Here is a 22884-nt window from a genome sequence, read left to right as displayed (position 1 = left end):
TAGTCCACTTTGTGAGATTGAGCATGGAAAATATAATGAACAATCCGGTTATCGGTGTCGTAATGTGCAGGAACAGGCTTAAGGGTCATGCGACCCAGACTCTGCAAGAAAAGTACCTGAATGCCATCATCCACGCAGGCGGCTTGCCAATTGCGCTACCACATGCGCTGGCGGAACCGTCATTACTTGAACAACTTTTGCCGAAACTCGATGGCATTTATCTTCCTGGTAGTCCCAGCAATGTGCAGCCGCACCTATATGGTGAAAACGGCGATGAGCCTGACGCCGATCCCGGGCGTGATCTTCTGAGCATGGCGTTAATTAATGCCGCACTCGAAAGGCGCATCCCCATTTTCGCCATCTGCCGGGGTTTACAGGAACTGGTGGTGGCAACCGGTGGTTCGTTGCATCGCAAGCTGTGCGAACAGCCTGAATTGCTGGAACATCGGGAAGATCCCGAACTGCCGGTGGAACAGCAATATGCACCGTCGCATGAAGTTCAGGTTGAAGAGGGGGGATTACTGTCTGCGTTGTTACCTGAATGTAGCAACTTTTGGGTAAACTCTCTGCATGGGCAAGGGGCGAAGGTCGTTAGCCCACGGTTGCGTGTTGAAGCTCGCTCGCCGGATGGCTTAGTTGAGGCGGTTAGCGTCATCAATCATCCTTTTGCGCTGGGCGTACAGTGGCACCCGGAATGGAACAGTAGCGAGTACGCGCTTTCGCGTATATTGTTCGAGGGCTTTATCACCGCTTGTCAGCACCATATCGCTGAAAAACAGCGACTCTGACCACTACAGTTTAAGGAAATGCAAATATGAGTGATGAGGGACTGGCGCCAGGAAAACGCTTGTCGGAAATCCGCCAGCAGCAGGGGCTTTCACAACGTCGTGCCGCCGAACTCTCCGGGCTGACTCACAGTGCTATCAGTACGATAGAACAAGATAAAGTCAGCCCTGCCATCAGTACGCTGCAAAAGCTGCTGAAGGTGTATGGTCTGTCACTCTCGGAATTCTTTTCCGAGCCGGAAAAACCTGATGAGCCGCAGGTCGTCATTAATCAGGACGACTTAATTGAGATGGGCAGTCAGGGTGTGTCAATGAAGCTGGTTCATAATGGTAACCCGAATCGCACGCTGGCGATGATCTTTGAAACGTACCAGCCGGGCACAACCACTGGGGAAAGAATTAAGCATCAGGGTGAGGAAATAGGCACAGTACTGGAAGGTGAAATTGTTCTGACGATTAATGGTCAGGATTACCACCTCGTCGCGGGGCAAAGTTATGCCATTAATACCGGCATCCCGCACAGTTTCAGTAATACGTCGGCAGGTATTTGCCGAATTATCAGCGCCCATACGCCCACCACGTTTTAATCTTTTTGTTCTGTAAGCCGGGTAAGCGCAATGCGCCCGGCAATCTATACACAAAATCATTCAAGTTGCATCAAGGCGGCAAGTGAGCGAATCCCGATGAGTTTACTCAGGTAAGTGATTCGGGGGAGCGAACGCAGCCAAGGCAGAGGCGGCTTGAAGGATGAAGTGTATATAAAGAATGTCGCCAGAAATAAACGGGCATACGGCCCGGGGATCTCTGCGCCCTGACGTTCACAAACTGCATATATCTGATAGACGTGAAACAGGAGTCATAATGAATTTTCATCATCTGGCTTACTGGCAGGATAAAGCGTTAAGTCTCGCCATTGAAACCCGCTTATTTATTAACGGTGAATATACTGCTGCGGCGGAAAATGAAACCTTTGAAACCGTTGATCCGGTCACCCAGGCACCGCTGGCGAAAATTGCCCGCGGCAAGAGCGTCGATATCGACCGTGCGGTGAGCGCAGCACGCGGCGTATTTGAACGCGGCGACTGGTCACTCTCTTCTCCGGCTAAACGTAAAGCGGTACTGAATAAACTCGCCGATTTAATGGAAGCCCACGCCGAAGAGCTGGCACTGCTGGAAACTCTCGACACCGGCAAACCGATTCGTCACAGTCTGCGTGATGATATTCCCGGCGCGGCGCGCGCCATTCGCTGGTACGCCGAAGCGATCGACAAAGTGTATGGCGAAGTGGCGACCACCAGTAGCCATGAGCTGGCGATGATCGTGCGTGAACCGGTCGGTGTGATTGCCGCCATCGTACCGTGGAACTTTCCGCTGCTGCTGACCTGCTGGAAGCTTGGCCCGGCGCTGGCAGCAGGGAACAGCGTTGTCCTGAAACCGTCTGAAAAATCACCGCTCAGTGCGATTCGTCTCGCGGGGCTGGCGAAAGAAGCAGGCTTGCCGGATGGTGTTTTGAACGTGGTGACAGGTTTTGGTCATGAAGCGGGGCAGGCGCTGTCGCGTCATAACGATATCGACGCCATTGCCTTTACCGGTTCGACCCGTACCGGGAAACAGCTGCTGAAAGATGCGGGCGAGAGCAACATGAAACGCGTCTGGCTGGAAGCGGGCGGCAAAAGCGCCAACATCGTTTTCGCCGATTGTCCGGATCTGCAAAAAGCGGCAAGCGCCACCGCCGCAGGCATCTTCTACAACCAGGGCCAGGTGTGCATCGCCGGAACGCGTTTGTTACTGGAAGAGAGCATCGCCGATGAATTCTTAGCCCTGTTAAAACAGCAGGCGCAAAACTGGCAGCCGGGCCATCCACTTGATCCCGCAACCACCATGGGCACCTTAATCGACAGCGCTCACGCTGACTCGGTCCATAGCTTTATTCGGGAAGGCGAAAGCAAAGGGCAACTGCTGCTGGATGGTCGTAACGCTGAGCTGGCTGCCGCCATCGGCCCGACCATCTTTGTGGATGTAGACCCGAATGCGTCCTTAAGCCGCGAAGAGATTTTCGGTCCGGTGCTGGTGGTCACGCGTTTCACATCAGAAGACCAGGCGCTACAGCTTGCCAACGACAGCCAGTACGGCCTTGGCGCGGCGGTATGGACGCGCGACCTCTCCCGCGCGCACCGCATGAGCCGCCGCCTGAAGGCTGGTTCCGTCTTCGTCAATAACTACAACGACGGCGATATGACCGTGCCGTTTGGCGGCTATAAGCAGAGCGGCAACGGTCGCGACAAATCCCTGCATGCCCTTGAAAAATTCACCGAACTGAAAACCATCTGGATAAGCCTGGAGGCCTGAAATGACCGAACATGCCAGCAGTTACTACGCCGCCAGTGCGAATAAATACGCGCCATTCGACACGCTGAATGAGTCGATTTCCTGCGACGTTTGCGTGGTCGGCGGCGGCTATACCGGGCTCTCTTCCGCGCTGCATCTGGCGGAAGCGGGCTTTGACGTAGTGGTTCTCGAAGCCTCACGCATCGGCTTTGGCGCAAGCGGGCGCAATGGCGGGCAGCTTGTGAACTCCTACAGCCGCGACATCGACGTGATCGAAAAAAGCTACGGCATGGACACCGCCCGTATGCTCGGCAGCATGATGTTCGAAGGTGGTGAGATCATCCGCGAACGTATCAAACGTTATCAGATTGACTGCGACTACCGCCCCGGCGGCCTGTTTGTGGCGATGAATGATAAACAGCTCGCCACACTTGAAGAGCAGAAAGAGAACTGGGAACGCTACGGCAATAAACAGCTGGAATTGCTGGACGCCAACGCCATTCGCCGTGAAGTAGCCAGCGATCGCTATACCGGTGCGCTGCTGGATCACAGCGGTGGGCATATTCATCCGCTAAACCTCGCCATTGGCGAAGCGGACGCCATCCGCCTCAACGGCGGGCGCGTGTATGAACTTTCTGCCGTGACGCAGATCCAGCACACCACGCCAGCCGTTGTGCGAACTGCCAAAGGTCAGGTGACGGCGAAGTATGTGATTGTCGCCGGGAATGCGTATCTGGGCGATAAAGTAGAGCCGGAACTGGCGAAACGCAGCATGCCGTGCGGCACGCAGGTGATCACCACCGAACGGCTGTCGGAAGATTTAGCCCGTTCGCTGATCCCGAAAAACTACTGTGTGGAAGACTGTAACTATCTGCTTGATTACTACCGTCTTACCGCCGACAACCGCCTGCTGTACGGCGGCGGCGTGGTCTACGGCGCGCGCGACCCGGATGACGTTGAGCGCCTTGTGGTGCCGAAACTGCTGAAAACCTTCCCGCAGCTGAAGGGCGTGAAAATTGATTACCGCTGGACGGGCAACTTCCTGCTGACCTTGTCGCGCATGCCGCAGTTCGGTCGCCTTGATACCAACATCTATTACATGCAGGGCTACAGCGGCCACGGCGTCACCTGTACCCATCTTGCCGGGCGTCTGATTGCCGAACTGCTGCGCGGCGACGCCGAACGTTTCGATGCCTTCGCCAATCTGCCGCATTACCCGTTCCCCGGCGGGCGCACGCTGCGCGTGCCATTTACCGCGATGGGCGCGGCTTATTACAGCCTGCGCGATCGTCTGGGCGTTTAATTTCCGATTAACAGTGAAGAGTCAAAAGGTGTGAAACATGAGCAACAATGAATTCCATCAGCGTCGTCTTTCTGCTACCCCACGCGGGGTTGGCGTGATGTGTAACTTCTTCGCCCAGTCGGCAGAAAACGCTACGCTGAAGGACGTAGAGGGCAACGAATACATCGATTTCGCCGCAGGCATTGCGGTGCTGAATACCGGGCATCGCCACCCTGATCTGGTCGCGGCGGTGGAGCAGCAATTGCAACAGTTTACCCACACGGCGTATCAGATTGTGCCGTACGAAAGCTACGTCACGCTGGCGGAGAAAATTAACGCCCTTGCCCCAGTGAGCGGGCAGGCTAAAACCGCATTCTTCACTACCGGTGCGGAAGCGGTGGAAAACGCGGTGAAAATTGCTCGCGCCCATACCGGACGACCTGGCGTGATTGCGTTTAGCGGTGGCTTCCACGGTCGTACATATATGACCATGGCGCTGACCGGAAAAGTTGCGCCGTACAAAATCGGCTTCGGCCCGTTCCCTGGTTCGGTGTATCACGTACCTTATCCGTCAGATTTACACGGCATTTCAACACAGGACTCCCTCGACGCCATCGAACGCTTGTTTAAATCAGACATCGAAGCGAAGCAGGTCGCGGCCATTATTTTCGAACCGGTGCAGGGCGAGGGCGGTTTCAACGTTGCGCCAAAAGAGCTGGTTGCCGCCATTCGCCGCCTGTGCGACGAGCACGGTATTGTGATGATTGCCGATGAAGTGCAAAGCGGCTTTGCGCGTACCGGTAAACTGTTTGCCATGGATCATTACGCCGATAAGCCGGACTTAATGACGATGGCGAAAAGCCTCGCGGGCGGGATGCCGCTTTCGGGCGTGGTCGGTAACGCGAATATTATGGACGCGCCCGCGCCGGGCGGGTTGGGTGGCACCTACGCCGGGAACCCGCTGGCGGTGGCTGCCGCGCACGCGGTGCTCAATATTATCGACAAAGAATCACTCTGCGAACGCGCGAATCAACTGGGCCAGCGTCTCAAAAACACGTTGATTGATGCCAAAGAAAGCGTTCCGGCCATTGCTGCGGTACGCGGCCTGGGGTCGATGATTGCGGCAGAGTTTAACGATCCGCAAACGGGCAAGCCGTCAGCGGCGATTGCACAGAAAATCCAGCAACGCGCGCTGGCGCAGGGGCTGCTCCTGCTGACCTGTGGCGCATACGGCAACGTGATTCGCTTCCTGTATCCGCTGACCATCCCGGATGTGCAATTCGATGCGGCAATGAAAATTTTGCAGGATGCGCTGAGCGATTAATAGCCCAACGCAATAATGTCTGATGCGCTGCGCTTATCAGGCCTGCAAACGACGTATTGATTATGTATGCCGAATAAAGCATTCACGCCGCATCCGGCAAGTTGTATTGCTCAACTTCGCTAAATCTGGTGCTTTTTCAACAACGCGCGGAACTGATGATAAGTTAACCCCAGTAATTCAGCCGCGCGCTTCTGGTTATATTTCCCTTGTTGCAAACTGAGTTGCAGCAACTCTTTTTCCTGCTGCATCTGAAACTCACGTAAATCCAGCGGCAGTGTTGGAAGCGAGGTGGTTTCTGAAACGGCGATAGCGTCTTCAGGCGGACGCCGTTTAAAGGGATCAATAATGATGTCATCAAGCGGATAATCGCTGGTGCCGTGGCGATACACTGAACGTTCCACCACGTTTTTCAATTCACGAATATTTCCCGGCCAACGATAATTCAGCAATGTTTCTCTGGCGCGCTCCGTAAACCCCGGGAACAGAGGCAGCTTGATTTCCCGACACATCTGGATGGCAAAGTGTTCTGCCATCAACATTATGTCGCTTTCGCGCTCGCGCAGTGGTGGCAGTTGTACAACATCAAAAGCCAGTCGGTCGAGCAGGTCAGCGCGAAAAGTGCCTTCATTGACCATCGCCGGGAGATCGGCATTCGTCGCGCATACCAACCGCACATTCACCTGCAATGGCTGGCTGCCGCCAACGCGCTCCAGTTCACCGTACTCAATCACGCGCAATAATTTCTCCTGCACCATCATCGGTGCCGTAGCGAGTTCATCAAGAAATAGCGTACCGCCGTCGGCACGTTCAAATCTCCCAGGATGACGTTTTTGCGCACCGGTAAACGCCCCCGCTTCGTGACCAAACAGTTCGGAATCCAGCAGATTTTCATTTAACGCCGCGCAGTTAAGGGAAATAAACGGCCCTTGCCAACGGGAGGAGAGATAATGCAGGCGGCTGGCAATCAGCTCTTTACCGGTGCCGCGTTCGCCGATGATGAGCACCGGTTTGTCCAGCGGTGCGAGATGCGAAACCTGTTCCAGCACTTCGAGAAAGCTGTTCGCCTCACCAAGTAAATTATCTTTGTATTCTGCCATGATGAAATTCGCCACTTGTTAGTGTAATTCGCTAACTCATCCTGGCATGTTGCTGTTGATTCTTCAATCAGATCTTTATAAATCAAAAAGATAAAAAATTGGCACGCAAATTGTATTAACAGTTCAGCAGGACAATCCTGAACGCAGAAATCAAGAGGACAACATTATGGGTATTTTTTCTCGCTTTGCCGACATCGTGAATGCCAACATCAACGCTCTGTTAGAGAAAGCGGAAGATCCACAGAAACTGGTTCGTCTGATGATCCAGGAGATGGAAGATACACTGGTTGAAGTACGTTCTACTTCGGCGCGCGCGTTGGCAGAAAAGAAACAGCTGACTCGCCGTATTGAACAAGCGTCGGCGCGTGAAGTTGAATGGCAGGAAAAAGCCGAACTGGCGCTGCTGAAAGAGAGAGAGGATCTGGCACGTGCAGCGTTAATTGAAAAACAGAAACTGACCGATCTGATTAAGAGCCTGGAACATGAAGTGACGCTGGTGGACGACACGCTGGCACGCATGAAGAAAGAGATCGGTGAGCTGGAAAACAAATTGAGCGAAACACGCGCTCGCCAGCAGGCATTGATGTTACGTCATCAGGCGGCAAACTCGTCGCGCGATGTGCGTCGTCAGCTGGACAGTGGCAAACTGGATGAAGCAATGGCTCGTTTCGAATCTTTCGAACGTCGTATTGACCAGATGGAAGCGGAAGCAGAAAGCCACAGCTTCGGTAAACAAAAATCGCTGGACGATCAGTTTGCCGAACTGAAAGCCGATGATGCAATCAGCGAACAACTGGCACAATTAAAAGCCAAAATGAAGCAAGACAATCAATAATAACATCCAGGCGGCGTCCGAACGCGCCGCCGCTCATCGTCTAAGGAGTACTTATGAGCGCGCTATTTCTGGCTATTCCGTTAACCATTTTTGTGCTGTTTGTTTTACCGATCTGGTTATGGCTGCATTACAGCAATCGTTCTGGTCGCAGTGAATTGTCGCAAAGTGAGCAGCAGCGATTAGCGCAACTGGCTGATGAAGCAAAACGGATGCGCGAACGTATTCAGGCGCTGGAATCTATTCTTGATGCAGAACATCCGAACTGGAGGGATCGCTAATGGCGGGCATTAATCTCAATAAAAAATTATGGCGTATTCCACAGCAGGGCATGGTCCGCGGCGTCTGCGCCGGGATTGCCAACTATTTTGATGTACCGGTAAAACTGGTGCGTATCCTGGTGGTGCTGTCGATTTTCTTCGGTCTGGCGCTGTTTACCCTGGTTGCTTACATCATTTTGTCATTTGCGCTTGATCCAATGCCGGACAACATGGCCTTTGGTGAGCAGCTACCTTCCAGCAGCGAATTGCTGGATGAAGTCGACCGTGAACTGGCGGCAAGTGAAACGCGTTTACGCGAGATGGAACGTTATGTCACTTCCGATACTTTCACGTTACGTAGCCGTTTCCGTCAACTGTGAGGAAAGTTATGAATACTCGCTGGCAACAGGCCGGGCAAAAGGTAAAGCCTGGTTTCAAATTAGCAGGCAAGCTGGTACTTCTTACCGCACTGCGCTATGGCCCGGCGGGTGTAGCGGGCTGGGCGATAAAATCAGTTGCTCGCCGACCGCTGAAAATGTTGCTGGCTGTGGCGCTGGAACCGCTGTTAAGTCGGGCTGCTAATAAACTGGCACAGCGTTATAAAAGGTGAGGGGAGTTTCGCAAAAATTGTTAAATCTCAGGCGTATAATGGATGGCAATTTTCATCCATAGAAGGACGCTTACATGTTTAAAAAAGGCTTACTTGCTCTGGCACTGGTGTTTTCACTGCCCGTTTTCGCCGCTGAACACTGGATCGATGTTCGTGTTCCAGAGCAGTATCAGCAAGAGCACGTTCAGGGGGCCATCAATATTCCCCTGAAGGAAGTGAAAGAGCGCATTGCCACCGCCGTTCCGGATAAAAACGACACCGTGAAAGTGTATTGCAATGCCGGACGCCAGTCAGGGCAAGCAAAAGAGATCCTTAGCGAGATGGGATATACCCACGTTGAGAACGCCGGTGGCCTGAAAGACATCGCAATGCCGAAGGTCAAAGGTTAAAAGAATTCACCATGAGCGGCGCTTATGCGCCGTTTTTTTCTGTCACACCTTATTTACATCCCCATAGATTATTTGCGTCAGCTCACAAATACGCTTTTTCCCTGGTAAAAAATGATTTCCTGCGTGACTAAAACCCTTGTGCTCAATTGACAGTTTATTTTCTGCGGAGTAGTCTCTCGTTTCATGGGACCGCTACCACGGAAAGGCAACATGAAACAGAAAATTACGGATTACCTGGACGAAATCTACGGTGGAACATTTACCGCAACTCATTTACAGAAACTTGTAACGCGTCTTGAGAGTGCGAAACGATTAATTACACAGCGACGTAAAAAACACTGGGATGAAAGTGATGTCGTGTTAATTACCTATGCCGATCAATTTCACAGCAATGATTTAAAACCATTACCCACATTTAATCAGTTTTACCATCAATGGCTGCAAAGCATTTTTTCACATGTTCATTTGTTGCCGTTTTATCCATGGTCATCTGATGATGGCTTTTCGGTAATTGATTATCATCAGGTCGCCAGTGAAGCGGGGGAGTGGCAGGATATTCAGCAACTCGGTGAATGCAGTCATTTAATGTTTGATTTTGTCTGCAACCATATGTCGGCAAAAAGTGAATGGTTTAAAAACTATTTACAACAGCATCCAGGTTTTGAAGATTTTTTTATTGCCGTTGACCCGCAAACCGATCTCAGCGCCGTCACTCGCCCGCGTGCGTTACCGTTATTAACGCCATTCCAGATGCGCGATCATTCAACGCGCCATTTATGGACCACCTTTAGTGACGATCAAATTGACCTGAATTACCGTAGCCCTGAAGTGTTGCTGGCGATGGTGGATGTTTTACTCTGTTACCTTGCGAAAGGTGCTGAGTATGTCCGCCTGGATGCCGTTGGCTTTATGTGGAAAGAGCCGGGAACAAGCTGCATCCATCTGGAAAAAACACATCTGATTATCAAACTGTTACGGTCGATTATTGATAACGTTGCGCCAGGTACAGTGATCATTACCGAGACCAATGTTCCGCATAAAGACAACATTGCTTACTTTGGCGCAGGCGATGACGAAGCACATATGGTGTACCAGTTCTCGCTGCCGCCACTGGTGCTGCATGCGGTGCAAAAACAGAACGTTGAGGCGCTTTGTGCGTGGGCGCAAAACCTGACACTACCTTCCAGCAACACCACCTGGTTTAACTTCCTCGCCTCTCACGATGGCATCGGGCTAAACCCGCTACGGGGCTTGTTGCCTGAAAGCGAAATATTAGAGCTGGTCGAGGCGTTACAGCAGGAAGGTGCATTAGTAAACTGGAAAAATAATCCCGACGGTACACGCAGTCCGTATGAAATAAATGTGACCTATATGGATGCGTTAAGCCGCCGTGAGAGTAGCGATGAAGAACGTTGCGCCAGGTTTATTCTCGCCCATGCGATTTTGTTAAGTTTCCCCGGTGTGCCAGCGATATATATTCAAAGTATTCTTGGCTCGCGTAATGATTACGCAGGTGTCGAAAAACTCGGATATAACCGTGCGATTAACCGTAAAAAATATCACAGTAAAGAGATAACCCGAGAACTGAACGATGAAGCTACATTAAGGCATGCGGTATATCATGAGTTGTCGCGTTTAATTACACTTCGTCGCAGCCATAACGAGTTTCATCCGGATAATAATTTTACCATTGATACGATTAATTCATCCGTAATGCGTATTCAAAGAAGTAACGCTGATGGTAATTGTCTGACTGGATTGTTTAATGTCAGTAAAAATATTCAGCATGTAAATATTACTAATCTGCATGGTCGGGATCTGATTAGTGAAGTTGATATATTGGGTAATGAAATAACGCTGCGCCCCTGGCAGGTTATGTGGATTAAATAAAAAGGAACATCTCATGATTAAATCAAAAATCGTGCTGTTATCAGCACTGGTTTCCTGCGCCCTGATTTCAGGCTGTAAAGAAGAAAATAAAACGAATGTATCCATCGAATTTATGCATTCTTCGGTGGAGCAGGAGCGCCAGGCCGTTATCAGTAAATTGATTGCCCGTTTTGAAAAAGAAAACCCTGGCATCACCGTTAAGCAAGTGCCCGTGGAAGAAGATGCCTATAACACTAAAGTCATTACTCTTTCACGTAGCGGTTCGCTGCCGGAAGTGATCGAAACCAGCCATGACTACGCCAAAGTGATGGACAAAGAGCAGCTTATCGATCGCAAAGCGGTTGCCACAGTCATCAGTAACGTTGGTGAAGGCGCGTTTTACGATGGCGTACTGCGTATTGTGCGTACCGAAGATGGTAGCGCATGGACCGGTGTTCCTGTCAGCGCCTGGATTGGCGGTATCTGGTATCGCAAAGATGTGCTGGCAAAAGCGGGGCTTGAGGAGCCGAAAAACTGGCAACAGCTGCTGGACGTTGCACAGAAACTGAATGACCCGGCGAATAAAAAATACGGCATTGCGCTGCCTACAGCAGAAAGCGTGTTGACGGAACAATCCTTCTCCCAGTTTGCGTTATCCAACCAGGCTAACGTCTTTAACGCCGAAGGCAAAATCACCCTTGATACACCAGAGATGATGCAGGCACTGACCTATTACCGCGACCTTGCTGCCAACACTATGCCGGGTTCTAACGACATCATGGAAGTGAAAGACGCCTTTATGAACGGCACCGCGCCGATGGCGATTTACTCCACCTATATCCTTCCGGCTGTGATTAAAGAAGGCGACCCGAAAAACGTCGGTTTCGTGGTGCCAACCGAGAAAAACTCTGCGGTCTACGGCATGTTGACCTCGCTGACCATTACCGCCGGGCAAAAGACCGAAGAGACGGAAGCAGCAGAAAAATTTGTCACCTTTATGGAGCAGGCAGACAACATTGCCGACTGGGTGATGATGTCGCCAGGTGCTGCGCTGCCGGTGAATAAAGCGGTTGTCACTACCGCCACCTGGAAAGACAACGACGTTATTAAGGCGCTGGGTGAACTACCGAATCAGCTAATCGGTGAACTGCCAAATATTCAGGTCTTTGGTGCAGTAGGGGATAAAAACTTTACCCGCATGGGTGATGTGACGGGGTCTGGAGTGGTGAGCTCCATGGTGCATAACGTCACCGTGGGTAAAGCCGATCTCCCTGGCACGCTGCAAGCGAGCCAGAAAAAGCTGGATGAACTGATCGAACAGCACTAAACCCAGGACAGGAATCCGCAATGAACAGGCTTTTTTCAGGTCGTTCCGATATGCCCTTTGCGCTGCTGCTTCTCGCGCCCAGCTTATTACTGCTGGGTGGTCTGGTGGCCTGGCCAATGGTGTCGAATATCGAAATCAGTTTTTTACGTCTGCCGCTCAATCCCAACATCGAGTCAACCTTTGTTGGGGTGAGTAACTATGTGCGTATCCTCTCCGATCCCGGCTTCTGGCACTCGCTGTGGATGACGGTCTGGTATACCGCGCTGGTGGTGGCGGGCAGCACCGTGCTCGGGCTGGCAGTGGCGATGTTTTTCAACCGCGAGTTCCATCTGCGCAAAACCGCGCGTTCGCTGGTGATCCTCTCCTACGTAACGCCGTCCATTTCGCTGGTGTTTGCCTGGAAATACATGTTCAACAACGGCTACGGCATTGTGAACTACCTCGGCGTCGATCTTCTGCATCTCTATGAGCAGGCACCGCTGTGGTTCGATAATCCGGGCAGTAGCTTTGTGCTGGTGGTGCTGTTCGCCATCTGGCGCTACTTCCCGTATGCCTTTATCTCGTTTCTGGCGATTTTGCAGACCATCGACAAATCGCTGTACGAAGCTGCAGAGATGGATGGCGCTAATGCCTGGCAACGGTTTCGTATCGTCACGCTGCCCGCGATTATGCCGGTCCTGGCGACGGTGGTGACCCTGCGCACCATCTGGATGTTCTACATGTTCGCGGATGTTTATTTGCTGACGACCAAGGTCGATATTCTCGGTGTATATCTCTACAAAACCGCCTTTGCCTTTAATGACTTAGGGAAAGCGGCGGCGATCTCGGTGGTGCTCTTCATCATTATTTTCGCTGTCATTCTGCTGACCAGGAAACGGGTGAACCTCAATGGCAACAAATAAACGCACACTCAGTCGCATCGGTTTTTACTGCGGGCTGGCGCTGTTTCTCATCATCACGCTGTTTCCATTTTTTGTGATGCTGATGACCTCGTTCAAGGGCGCGAAAGAGGCGATCTCACTGCATCCTACGCTGCTGCCGCAGCAGTGGACGCTGGAGCATTACGTCGACATTTTTAACCCGATGATTTTCCCGTTTGTCGACTACTTCCGTAACAGTCTGGTGGTGTCGGTGGTTTCATCCGTGGTGGCGGTATTCCTCGGCATTCTTGGGGCTTACGCGCTTTCCCGCCTGCGCTTTAAAGGTCGGATGACCATCAATGCCAGCTTTTACACGGTGTATATGTTCTCTGGCATTTTGCTGGTGGTGCCGCTGTTCAAAATCATCACCGCGCTGGGCATTTACGACACCGAGATGGCGCTGATCATCACCATGGTGACGCAAACTCTGCCCACCGCCGTGTTTATGCTGAAAAGCTACTTCGACACCATCCCCGATGAGATCGAAGAAGCGGCGATGATGGATGGCCTCAACCGTCTGCAAATTATCTTCCGCATCACCGTGCCGTTGGCGATGTCCGGGCTGATATCCGTGTTCGTCTACTGCTTTATGGTGGCGTGGAACGACTATCTGTTTGCGTCGATTTTCCTCTCCAGCGCCAGCAATTTCACCTTACCGGTGGGCCTGAACGCGCTGTTCAGTACGCCAGATTACATCTGGGGACGGATGATGGCGGCCTCACTGGTGACCGCATTGCCGGTGGTGATTATGTATGCGCTTTCGGAACGTTTTATTAAGAGTGGTTTGACCGCCGGTGGCGTGAAGGGCTAAAGCGGCCAGTTTCTTTACAAGGAGTTTTAAATGAAAAAGTTAGTAGCCACAGCACCGCGTGTTGCTGCGCTGGTTGAGTATGAAGATCGGGCGATTTTAGCCAATGAAGTGAAAATCCGCGTGCGTTTCGGCGCACCGAAACACGGAACGGAAGTGGTCGACTTCCGCGCCGCCAGCCCGTTTATCGATGAAGACTTTAACGGCGAATGGCAGATGTTCACTCCGCGTCCGGCAGATGCGCCGCGCGGCATTGAGTTTGGCAAATTCCAGCTTGGCAACATGGTGGTTGGCGACATTATCGAGTGCGGCAGCGACGTTACCGACTACGCGGTGGGCGACAGCGTATGCGGCTACGGCCCGCTCTCCGAGACGGTCATCATTAACGCGGTGAATAACTACAAGCTGCGCAAAATGCCGGAAGGCAGCTCGTGGAAAAACGCCGTTTGTTACGACCCGGCGCAGTTTGCCATGAGCGGCGTGCGCGATGCCAACGTGCGCGTGGGTGATTTTGTGGTGGTGGTAGGGCTTGGCGCGATTGGTCAAATAGCCATCCAACTGGCGAAACGCGCTGGCGCGTCGGTGGTGATTGGCGTCGATCCTATCGCCTATCGCTGTGATATTGCCCGTCGCCACGGTGCTGATTTCTGCCTTAACCCCATTGGCACTGACGTAGGAAAAGAGATCAAAACGCTGACCGGCAAGCAGGGTGCCGATGTGATTATCGAAACCAGCGGTTACGCCGACGCGCTGCAATCGGCGCTGCGTGGCCTTGCTTATGGCGGCACCATCTCTTATGTCGCGTTTGCCAAACCATTTGCTGAAGGTTTTAACCTCGGACGCGAAGCGCATTTCAATAACGCCAAAATTGTTTTCTCCCGTGCGTGCAGCGAACCGAACCCGGATTATCCGCGCTGGAGCCGTAAGCGTATTGAAGAAACCTGCTGGGAACTGCTGATGAACGGTTATCTCAATTGCGAAGATTTAATCGACCCGGTAGTGACCTTTGCCAAGAGCCCGGAAAGCTACATGCAGTATGTCGATCAGCATCCGGAACAGAGCATCAAAATGGGCGTTACGTTTTAATTCAAAGGAATGAAAAAATGAAAATAGGCACACAGAATCAGGCATTCTTTCCGGAAAACATTCTGGAGAAATTTCGTTATATCAAAGAGATGGGCTTCGATGGTTTTGAGATTGACGGCAAACTGCTGGTCAACAATCTCGAAGAAGTCAAAGCAGCAATCAAAGAAACCGGTTTACCGGTGACCACCGCCTGCGGTGGCTATGACGGTTGGATTGGCGACTTTATCGAAGAGCGTCGTCTTAATGGCTTAAAGCAGATCGAACGCATTCTCGAAGCGCTGGCAGAAGTGGGGGGTAAAGGTATCGTCGTTCCGGCAGCGTGGGGCATGTTTACCTTCCGCTTACCGCCGATGACCTCGCCGCGTAGCCTGGACGGCGACCGCAAAATGGTGAGTGATTCCCTGCACGTACTGGAACAGGTCGCCGCGCGTACCGGAACCGTGGTGTATCTCGAACCGTTAAACCGCTATCAGGATCATATGATCAACACCCTCGCCGATGCCCGCCGTTACATCGTCGAAAACGATCTTAAACATGTACAGATTATCGGCGATTTCTATCACATGAATATCGAAGAAGATAACCTGGCGCAGGCGCTGCATGACAACCGCGACCTGCTCGGTCATGTGCATATTGCGGATAACCATCGCTACCAGCCGGGCAGCGGCACCCTGGATTTCCACGCGCTGTTTGAACAGCTGCGCGCGGATAACTATCAGGGCTATGTAGTGTACGAAGGGCGTATCCGGGCGGAAGATCCTGCCCAGGCGTACCGTGATTCGTTGGCCTGGTTGCGTACCTGCTAAGAGGTCTTTGTGAAAAGTGCAATGACAAGCTCTCCGCTGCGGGTCGCGATAATAGGCGCAGGCCAGGTGGCGGATAAGGTTCATGCTTCGTACTACTGCACCCGCAACGATCTGGAACTGGTGGCTGTCTGTGACAGCCGCCTTTCCCAGGCGCAGGCGCTGGCAGATAAATACGGTAATGCATCCGTGTGGGACGATCCGCAGGCCATGCTGCTGGCGGTGAAACCTGATGTGGTTAGCGTCTGCTCACCTAACCGTTTTCATTACGAACATACCCTGATGGCACTGGAAGCGGGCTGCCATGTGATGTGCGAAAAACCGCCCGCCATGACGCCAGAACAGGCGCGGGAAATGTGCGATACCGCGCGCAAACTGGGCAAGGTGCTGGCCTACGACTTTCACCACCGTTTTGCGCTCGATACGCAACAGCTGCGTGAACAGGTGACCAACGGCGTTTTGGGAGAGATTTACGTTACCACCGCCCGCGCCCTGCGTCGCTGCGGCGTTCCCGGCTGGGGTGTCTTTACCAATAAAGAACTGCAGGGTGGTGGCCCGCTTATCGACATCGGCATTCATATGCTGGATGCGGCGATGTATGTGCTGGGCTTTCCGGCGGTGAAAAGCGTGAATGCGCATAGCTTTCAAAAGATCGGCACGCAAAAGAGCTGCGGTCAATTTGGCGAGTGGGATCCGGCAACTTACAGCGTCGAAGATTCGTTATTTGGCACCATTGAATTTCATAACGGCGGCATTCTGTGGCTGGAAACGTCATTTGCACTCAACATCCGCGAACAGTCGATTATGAACGTCAGCTTTTGTGGTGATAAAGCCGGTGCGACGCTGTTTCCAGCACATATCTACACCGATAACAACGGTGAATTAATGACGCTGATGCAACGGGAACTGGCAGACGACAACCGCCATTTGCGCAGCATGGAAGCCTTTATCAATCACGTACAGGGCAAGCCCGTGATGATAGCCGACGCCGAGCAGGGGTACATCATCCAGCAACTGGTGGCGGCGTTGTATCAATCCGCAGAAACAGGGACGCGTGTGGAATTATGACCAGGCCAGTAACGTTATCAGAACCCCATTTCAGCCAGCATACCCTGAACAAGTATGCATCGCTGATGGCGCAGGGGAACGGCTATCTTGGGCTTCGCGCCAGCCATGAAGAAGATTACACGCGCCAGACGCGAGGGATGTATCTGGCGGGGCTGTATCATCGGGCGGGAAAAGGTGAAATCAACGAACTGGTGAACCTGCCTGATATCTTGGGGATGGAGATTGCCATAAATGGTGAGGTTTTCTCGTTATCCCGCGAAGCCTGGCAGCGTGAACTTGACTTTGCCAGTGGAGAATTACGCCGTAGCGTTGTCTGGCGTACCAGCAACGGCACAGGTTACACCATCGCCAGCCGTCGCTTTGTTTCGGCAGACCAACTGCCGCTCATTGTGCTGGAAATCACTATTACGCCACTGGACGCCGACGCGTCAGTGCTGATTTCAACAGGTATCGACGCCACGCAAACCAACCACGGTCGCCAACATCTCGACGAAACCCAGGTGCGGGTGTTTGGTCAGCATCTGATGCAGGGGATCTACACCACCCAGGATGGACGCAGTGATGTGGCCATCAGCTGTTGCTGTATGGTGAGCGGTGATGTGCAGCAATGCTATACCGCCAAAGAGCGCCGTTTGCAGCAACATACCAGTGCGCAGCTTCATGCAGGCGAGACAGTGACGTTGCAAAAACTGGTGTGGATCGACTGGCGGGATGACAGGCAAGCCGTTTTAGACGAGTGGGGCAGCGCGTCGCTTCGCCAGCTTGAAATGTGCGCGCAGCAGAGTTACGACCAACTTCTTGCAGTATCAACAGAAAACTGGCGTCAATGGTGGCAGAAACGTCGTATCACGGTAAATGGCGGCGAAGCGCACGATCAGCAAGCGTTAGATTATGCGCTTTATCATCTGCGCATCATGACGCCTGCCCACGACGAGCGCAGCAGCATTGCGGCAAAAGGCTTAACCGGCGAAGGCTACAAAGGCCACGTTTTCTGGGATACAGAAGTATTTTTGTTACCGTTTCATCTGTTTAGCGATCCGACGGTTGCCCGAAGTTTACTGCGTTATCGCTGGCACAACTTGCCAGGCGCGCAGGAGAAAGCGCGACGCAACGGCTGGCAGGGCGCGCTATTTCCGTGGGAAAGCGCGCGCAGCGGCGAAGAAGAGACGCCGGAATTTGCCGCCATTAACATTCGCACCGGGCTGCGGCAAAAAGTGGCCTCGGCGCAGGCGGAACATCATCTGGTGGCCGATATCGCCTGGGCGGTTATTCAATACTGGCAGACCACGGGGGATGAAAGTTTCATTGCGCATGAAGGCATGGCGCTACTTCTGGAAACTGCAAAGTTCTGGATTAGCCGCGCGGTGAGGGTTAACGACCGTCTGGAAATTCATGATGTTATTGGGCCTGACGAATATACCGAACATGTCAATAATAACGCCTTCACCAGCTATATGGCGTATTACAACGTCCAGCAGGCGCTGAGTATTGCCCGCCAGTTTGGCTGTAGCGACGATGCGTTTATCCATCGCGCCGAAATGTTCCTTAAAGAACTGCGGCTGCCAGAAATTCAGCCCGACGGCGTTTTGCCGCAGGATGATTCGTTTATGGCTAAGCCGGCGATTAATCTGGCGAAATACAAAGCGGCGGCGGGGAAGCAAACCATTCTGCTGGATTATTCACGCGCAGAAGTGAACGAGATGCAAATCCTCAAACAAGCTGATGTGGTGATGCTCAATTACATGCTGCCGGAGCAGTTCTCAGCGGCATCGTGTCTTGCCAATCTGCAATTTTATGAACCGCGCACTATTCACGACTCGTCATTAAGTAAAGCAATCCACGGCATTGTTGCCGCACGCTGTGGCCTGCTGACCCAAAGTTATCAGTTCTGGCGCGAGGGGACTGAAATCGATCTTGGTGCTGATCCGCATAGTTGTGATGATGGTATCCATGCTGCCGCAACTGGCGCTATCTGGCTGGGGGCGATTCAGGGTTTTGCCGGGGTGAGCGTGCGTGACGGTGAATTGCATCTCAATCCGGCGTTACCTGAGCAGTGGCAACAGTTGTCTTTCCCTCTGTTCTGGCAGGGCTGCGAATTACAGGTCACTCTTGACGCGCAGCGTATTGCGATTCGAACTTCTGCGCCCGTTTCACTGCGTTTGAACGGTCAGCTTATATCCGTGGCTGAAGAATCTGTTTTCTGTTTGGGTGATTTTATTTTGCCCTTCAATGGGACCGCTACCACACATCAGGAGGATGAATGAAACTGCAAGGGGTAATTTTCGATCTGGATGGTGTAATCACCGATACCGCGCATCTGCATTTCCAGGCGTGGCAGCAGATTGCCGCTGAAATTGGCATCAGCATTGATGCGCAGTTTAACGAATCCCTAAAAGGGATCAGCCGCGATGAGTCTCTGCGGCGCATTCTGCAACACGGGGGCAAAGAGGGCGACTTTAACTCGCAGGAGAGGGCGCAACTGGCGTATCGCAAAAATCTGCTCTATGTCCACTCACTGCGCGAGTTGACGGTCAGCGCTGTTCTACCCGGCATTCGCTCTTTGCTGGCAGATCTCCGTGCACAGCAGATCCCGGTTGGGCTGGCTTCTGTCTCCCTGAATGCGCCGACGATTTTAGCGGCGCTGGAGCTGCGCGAGTTTTTCACCTTCTGCGCGGATGCTTCCCAACTTAAAAACTCGAAACCGGACCCGGAAATCTTTCTCGCCGCCTGTGCCGGGCTGGGCGTGCCGCCGCAGGCATGTATCGGCATTGAAGATGCGCAGGCGGGCATTGACGCCATTAACGCCAGCGGTATGCGCTCGGTGGGGATCGGCGCGGGCTTAACCGGGGCGCAATTACTGTTGCCTTCAACGGACTCTCTGACCTGGTCGCGGTTATCGGCCTTCTGGCAAAACGTATAGCAAAGGAATCAACATGGCTCAGCTTTCGTTACAACATATTCAAAAAATCTACGATAACCAGGTGCATGTGGTGAAGGACTTCAACCTGGAAATTGCCGATAAAGAGTTCATCGTGTTTGTCGGCCCGTCGGGCTGCGGTAAGTCGACCACCCTGCGCATGATTGCCGGGCTTGAGGAGATCAGCGGCGGCGATCTGTTGATCGACGGCAAACGAATGAATGACGTTCCAGCCAAAGCACGCAATATAGCGATGGTGTTCCAGAACTACGCGTTGTATCCGCATATGACGGTTTACGACAACATGGCGTTTGGCCTGAAGATGCAAAAAATCGCCAAAGAGGTGATTGATGAGCGGGTGAACTGGGCGGCGCAAATTCTCGGCCTGCGTGAGTACCTGAAACGCAAGCCGGGCGCGCTTTCCGGCGGGCAACGCCAGCGTGTGGCGCTCGGGCGGGCGATTGTGCGCGAAGCGGGCGTGTTTTTAATGGATGAACCGCTCTCTAACCTTGATGCCAAGCTGCGCGTGCAAATGCGCGCAGAGATCAGCAAGCTACACCAGAAGCTGAATACCACCATGATCTACGTGACCCACGATCAGACCGAAGCGATGACCATGGCGACGCGGATTGTGATTATGAAGGATGGGATTGTTCAGCAAGTTGGTGCGCCGAAAACGGTTTATAACCAACCAGCGAATATGTTTGTTGCCGGATTTATTGGATCACCGGCGATGAATTTTATTCGTGGCACGATCGATGGCGATAAATTCGTTACGGAAACGCTTAAATTAACCATTCCCGAAGAGAAATTAGCGGTTCTGAAAACACAGGGAAGTTTACATAAGCCCATCGTGATGGGAATACGTCCGGAAGATATTCATCCGGACGCGCAAGAGGAAAATAACATTTCCGCCAAAATTAGCGTGGCAGAATTAACCGGTGCGGAATTTATGCTCTACACCACGGTTGGGGGGCACGAGTTAGTGGTCCGTGCTGGTGCGTTAAATGATTATCATGCAGGAGAAAATATCACTATTCATTTTGATATGACGAAATGTCATTTCTTTGATGCAGAAACGGAAATAGCAATTCGCTAAATACAGGGGGAAGGCATTCCCCCAGAATAATACAAGGAACAATAATGAAAAAGTTATTACCCTGTACCGCACTGGTGATGTGTGCGGGAATGGCCTGCGCACAGGCCGAGGAAAGGAACGACTGGCACTTTAATATCGGCGCGATGTACGAAATAGAAAACGTCGAGGGTTATGGCGAAGATATGGATGGGCTGGCGGAGCCTTCAGTCTATTTTAATGCCGCCAACGGGCCGTGGAGAATTGCTCTGGCCTATTATCAGGAAGGGCCGGTAGATTATAGCGCGGGTAAACGTGGAACGTGGTTTGATCGCCCGGAGCTGGAGGTGCATTATCAGTTCCTCGAAAACGATGATTTCAGTTTCGGCCTGACCGGCGGTTTCCGTAATTATGGTTATCACTACGTTGATGAACCGGGTAAAGACACGGCGAATATGCAGCGCTGGAAAATCGCGCCAGACTGGGATGTGAAACTGACTGACGATTTACGTTTCAACGGTTGGTTGTCGATGTATAAATTTGCCAACGATCTGAACACGACCGGTTACGCTGATACCCGAGTCGAAACGGAAACAGGCCTGCAATATACCTTCAACGAAACGGTTGCCTTGCGAGTGAACTATTATCTCGAGCGCGGCTTTAATATGGACGACAGCCGCAATAACGGTGAGTTTTCTACGCAAGAAATTCGCGCCTATTTGCCGCTGACGCTCGGCAACCACTCGGTGACGCCGTATACGCGCATTGGGCTGGATCGCTGGAGTAACTGGGACTGGCAGGATGATATTGAACGTGAAGGCCATGATTTTAACCGTGTAGGTTTATTTTACGGTTATGATTTCCAGAACGGGCTTTCCGTTTCGCTGGAATACGCGTTTGAGTGGCAGGATCACGACGAAGGCGACAGCGATAAATTCCATTATGCAGGTGTCGGCGTAAATTACTCGTTCTGATAATGGGCTAAATTGCCGGATGCGGCACGAGTACTTTATCCGAACTATAAATGTAGGCCGGATAAGATGCGCTAGCATCGCATCCGGCATTCAGGCAAGGTAGCTGGTATTTATTTCAGCGTCATATGCGTGGCAACGGTAATATTCTGTGGTGACGGTTTTCCAGAAATTAAGCGGAATAATAACTCACAGCTTTGTTGACCTAACTCCTGTGTTGGGATATCAATACCGCCTGGCGCAGGCGTTAAAATAAACGACAGCGTTTCATTACTATAACCCACCACCGCTAACTGCTGCGGAATAGCAATATTTTTCTCTGCTGCCGCACGATAAATACTCATTAATTTCAGGCTGTCAGTAGCAAACACTGCCTCAGGCAACGGTGACTGGCTTAATAATTCCCGCGCGGCTTGCAGTGCTGTTTCATGGGTATAACCGCCGTCAACAATCCATTCATCACGCACTGCAATATTATGCGCAGCCAGGCTCTGCTTATAACCATTTACCCGATCCACTGAAACATGGACATCAAGCGGAGCATGCAGGCAGGCAATATTTTGATGCCCACTTTCAATTAATGCATCGGTCAACGCAATGCTGTCGCCAAAATTATCGGTATCGACAGAATAAACATGGGCATATTGACCTTCAACTTTGCCAATCACCACGACAGGAATATCGTATTTATCAAGTTGGGCAAAAAATGACTCATCCGCTGGCGAACTTAGCATAATAATGCCTTTAATCATTTTCTGCTTAATTTTGCTTTCACATTTTTGTAAGTCTTCTGCCGGATTGTGCGACGTCTGCAATATCACGTCGAAACCTTCCTCTTCAGCTTTGGCGGTGATGGCATGCAAAACTTCAGAGAAAAACGGATTACCCGCCGTAGTTTTGGTCGAACGGGTAGAAATCACCATAATGGCATCAAAACCCGAAGAGGTCAGCGCGCGGGCCAGCTTGTTTGGCTGATACTGTAATTCTTCAATGGCCCGTAACACTTTTTCGCGCGCTTCCGGGGAGATATTAGTTTGCTTATTCAGCACGCGTGATACGGTGGATTTTGATACGCCTGCAACCCTGGCAATATCATAAATAGTAGGGGACATAGGTCAGGAACTCCGTCCGAA

23 protein-coding genes are annotated in these 22884 nt (G+C 52.0%); 21 read left to right on the top strand and 2 right to left on the bottom strand.

Annotated elements, in window-relative coordinates; genetic code table 11:
• Nucleotides 1–23: 23 nt before the first annotated feature.
• From puuD to puuE, 5 genes are all read left to right on the top strand, one after another.
• On the top strand, nucleotides 24–788 hold the full coding sequence (gene puuD / locus HGD79_RS04640) for a gamma-glutamyl-gamma-aminobutyrate hydrolase (protein ID WP_001307158.1): 765 nt from the start codon (nucleotides 24–26) through the stop codon (nucleotides 786–788).
• 26 nt (nucleotides 789–814) lie between these two features.
• Complete coding sequence (puuR, locus tag HGD79_RS04635; RefSeq protein WP_001278727.1) at nucleotides 815–1372, top strand: HTH-type transcriptional regulator PuuR; 558 nt, start codon at nucleotides 815–817, stop codon at nucleotides 1370–1372.
• 274 nt (nucleotides 1373–1646) lie between these two features.
• The gene (puuC, locus tag HGD79_RS04630) at nucleotides 1647–3134 is read left to right on the top strand and encodes an aldehyde dehydrogenase PuuC (RefSeq protein ID WP_001695949.1); all 1488 of its coding nucleotides are present in this window, start codon (nucleotides 1647–1649) and stop codon (nucleotides 3132–3134) included.
• Between the two features lies 1 nt (nucleotide 3135).
• Nucleotides 3136–4416 carry a gamma-glutamylputrescine oxidase gene (gene puuB / locus HGD79_RS04625; RefSeq protein ID WP_139496361.1) on the top strand — a complete coding sequence of 427 codons (1281 nt, stop codon included), beginning with the start codon at nucleotides 3136–3138 and terminating at the stop codon, nucleotides 4414–4416.
• Nucleotides 4417–4453: 37 nt separating this feature from the next.
• The gene (gene puuE, locus HGD79_RS04620; RefSeq protein WP_000069228.1) at nucleotides 4454–5719 is read left to right on the top strand and encodes a 4-aminobutyrate transaminase; all 1266 of its coding nucleotides are present in this window, start codon (nucleotides 4454–4456) and stop codon (nucleotides 5717–5719) included.
• A gap of 119 nt (nucleotides 5720–5838) precedes the next feature.
• Here puuE and pspF read toward each other — a convergent pair whose 3' ends face one another.
• The gene (gene pspF / locus HGD79_RS04615) at nucleotides 5839–6816 is read right to left on the bottom strand and encodes a phage shock protein operon transcriptional activator (RefSeq protein ID WP_000852835.1); all 978 of its coding nucleotides are present in this window, start codon (nucleotides 6814–6816) and stop codon (nucleotides 5839–5841) included.
• Nucleotides 6817–6982: 166 nt separating this feature from the next.
• Between pspF and pspA the strand changes: the two genes are divergently transcribed.
• The 16 genes from pspA (at nucleotide 6983) to ompG (ending at nucleotide 21754) form a co-directional block, all read left to right on the top strand.
• Nucleotides 6983–7651: a phage shock protein PspA gene (gene pspA / locus HGD79_RS04610; RefSeq protein ID WP_000511025.1), complete on the top strand. Its 669-nt coding sequence runs from the start codon at nucleotides 6983–6985 to the stop codon at nucleotides 7649–7651.
• A gap of 53 nt (nucleotides 7652–7704) precedes the next feature.
• Nucleotides 7705–7929: an envelope stress response membrane protein PspB gene (gene pspB / locus HGD79_RS04605; protein WP_001274963.1), complete on the top strand. Its 225-nt coding sequence runs from the start codon at nucleotides 7705–7707 to the stop codon at nucleotides 7927–7929.
• Nucleotides 7929–8288 carry an envelope stress response membrane protein PspC gene (gene pspC / locus HGD79_RS04600; RefSeq protein ID WP_000907387.1) on the top strand — a complete coding sequence of 120 codons (360 nt, stop codon included), beginning with the start codon at nucleotides 7929–7931 and terminating at the stop codon, nucleotides 8286–8288. The genes pspB and pspC overlap by 1 nt, the downstream gene beginning before the upstream one ends.
• Nucleotides 8289–8296: 8 nt before the next feature.
• Nucleotides 8297–8518 (top strand): phage shock protein PspD, encoded by a 222-nt coding sequence (gene pspD, locus HGD79_RS04595; RefSeq protein WP_001295585.1) that lies wholly within the window; start codon nucleotides 8297–8299, stop codon nucleotides 8516–8518.
• A 74-nt stretch (nucleotides 8519–8592) separates the two neighbouring features.
• The gene (gene pspE / locus HGD79_RS04590) at nucleotides 8593–8907 is read left to right on the top strand and encodes a thiosulfate sulfurtransferase PspE (RefSeq protein WP_000473109.1); all 315 of its coding nucleotides are present in this window, start codon (nucleotides 8593–8595) and stop codon (nucleotides 8905–8907) included.
• Between the two features lie 210 nt (nucleotides 8908–9117).
• On the top strand, nucleotides 9118–10797 hold the full coding sequence (ycjM, locus tag HGD79_RS04585; RefSeq protein ID WP_000810500.1) for a glucosylglycerate phosphorylase: 1680 nt from the start codon (nucleotides 9118–9120) through the stop codon (nucleotides 10795–10797).
• Nucleotides 10798–10810: 13 nt separating this feature from the next.
• The gene (locus HGD79_RS04580) at nucleotides 10811–12103 is read left to right on the top strand and encodes an ABC transporter substrate-binding protein (RefSeq protein WP_000597458.1); all 1293 of its coding nucleotides are present in this window, start codon (nucleotides 10811–10813) and stop codon (nucleotides 12101–12103) included.
• 20 nt (nucleotides 12104–12123) lie between these two features.
• On the top strand, nucleotides 12124–13005 hold the full coding sequence (locus HGD79_RS04575; RefSeq protein ID WP_001080781.1) for a sugar ABC transporter permease: 882 nt from the start codon (nucleotides 12124–12126) through the stop codon (nucleotides 13003–13005).
• A complete protein-coding gene (locus HGD79_RS04570; RefSeq protein ID WP_000224659.1) occupies nucleotides 12992–13834 on the top strand; it encodes a carbohydrate ABC transporter permease in 843 nt (280 codons plus the stop codon). Before HGD79_RS04575 ends, HGD79_RS04570 begins: the two co-directional genes overlap by 14 nt.
• 30 nt (nucleotides 13835–13864) lie before the next feature.
• Nucleotides 13865–14917, top strand: coding sequence for a zinc-binding alcohol dehydrogenase (locus tag HGD79_RS04565; protein WP_000737339.1), 1053 nt, complete (start codon nucleotides 13865–13867; stop codon nucleotides 14915–14917).
• 17 nt (nucleotides 14918–14934) lie between these two features.
• Nucleotides 14935–15723 (top strand): sugar phosphate isomerase/epimerase, encoded by a 789-nt coding sequence (locus HGD79_RS04560; RefSeq protein ID WP_000690238.1) that lies wholly within the window; start codon nucleotides 14935–14937, stop codon nucleotides 15721–15723.
• A gap of 9 nt (nucleotides 15724–15732) precedes the next feature.
• Nucleotides 15733–16788, top strand: a complete 1056-nt coding sequence (locus tag HGD79_RS04555; RefSeq protein WP_001299974.1) for a Gfo/Idh/MocA family oxidoreductase — start codon at nucleotides 15733–15735, stop codon at nucleotides 16786–16788.
• Entirely contained in the window at nucleotides 16785–19052 is a 2268-nt protein-coding gene (gene ycjT, locus HGD79_RS04550; RefSeq protein WP_000198012.1) for a kojibiose phosphorylase, read from the top strand. Before HGD79_RS04555 ends, ycjT begins: the two co-directional genes overlap by 4 nt.
• On the top strand, nucleotides 19049–19708 hold the full coding sequence (pgmB, locus tag HGD79_RS04545) for a beta-phosphoglucomutase (protein WP_000775799.1): 660 nt from the start codon (nucleotides 19049–19051) through the stop codon (nucleotides 19706–19708). The genes ycjT and pgmB overlap by 4 nt, the downstream gene beginning before the upstream one ends.
• Nucleotides 19709–19721: 13 nt before the next feature.
• Nucleotides 19722–20804, top strand: coding sequence for an ABC transporter ATP-binding protein (locus tag HGD79_RS04540; RefSeq protein ID WP_000057977.1), 1083 nt, complete (start codon nucleotides 19722–19724; stop codon nucleotides 20802–20804).
• Between the two features lie 44 nt (nucleotides 20805–20848).
• On the top strand, nucleotides 20849–21754 hold the full coding sequence (gene ompG, locus HGD79_RS04535) for a monomeric porin OmpG (protein WP_000735257.1): 906 nt from the start codon (nucleotides 20849–20851) through the stop codon (nucleotides 21752–21754).
• A gap of 110 nt (nucleotides 21755–21864) precedes the next feature.
• Here ompG and HGD79_RS04530 read toward each other — a convergent pair whose 3' ends face one another.
• A complete protein-coding gene (locus tag HGD79_RS04530; protein WP_000075377.1) occupies nucleotides 21865–22863 on the bottom strand; it encodes a LacI family DNA-binding transcriptional regulator in 999 nt (332 codons plus the stop codon).
• Between the last annotated feature and the right edge of the window lie 21 nt (nucleotides 22864–22884).

Source organism: Escherichia sp. SCLE84 (assembly GCF_012584495.1).
Classification (GTDB): domain Bacteria; phylum Pseudomonadota; class Gammaproteobacteria; order Enterobacterales; family Enterobacteriaceae; genus ECMA0423.
This window is presented reverse-complemented; position numbering and strand designations above follow the sequence as displayed.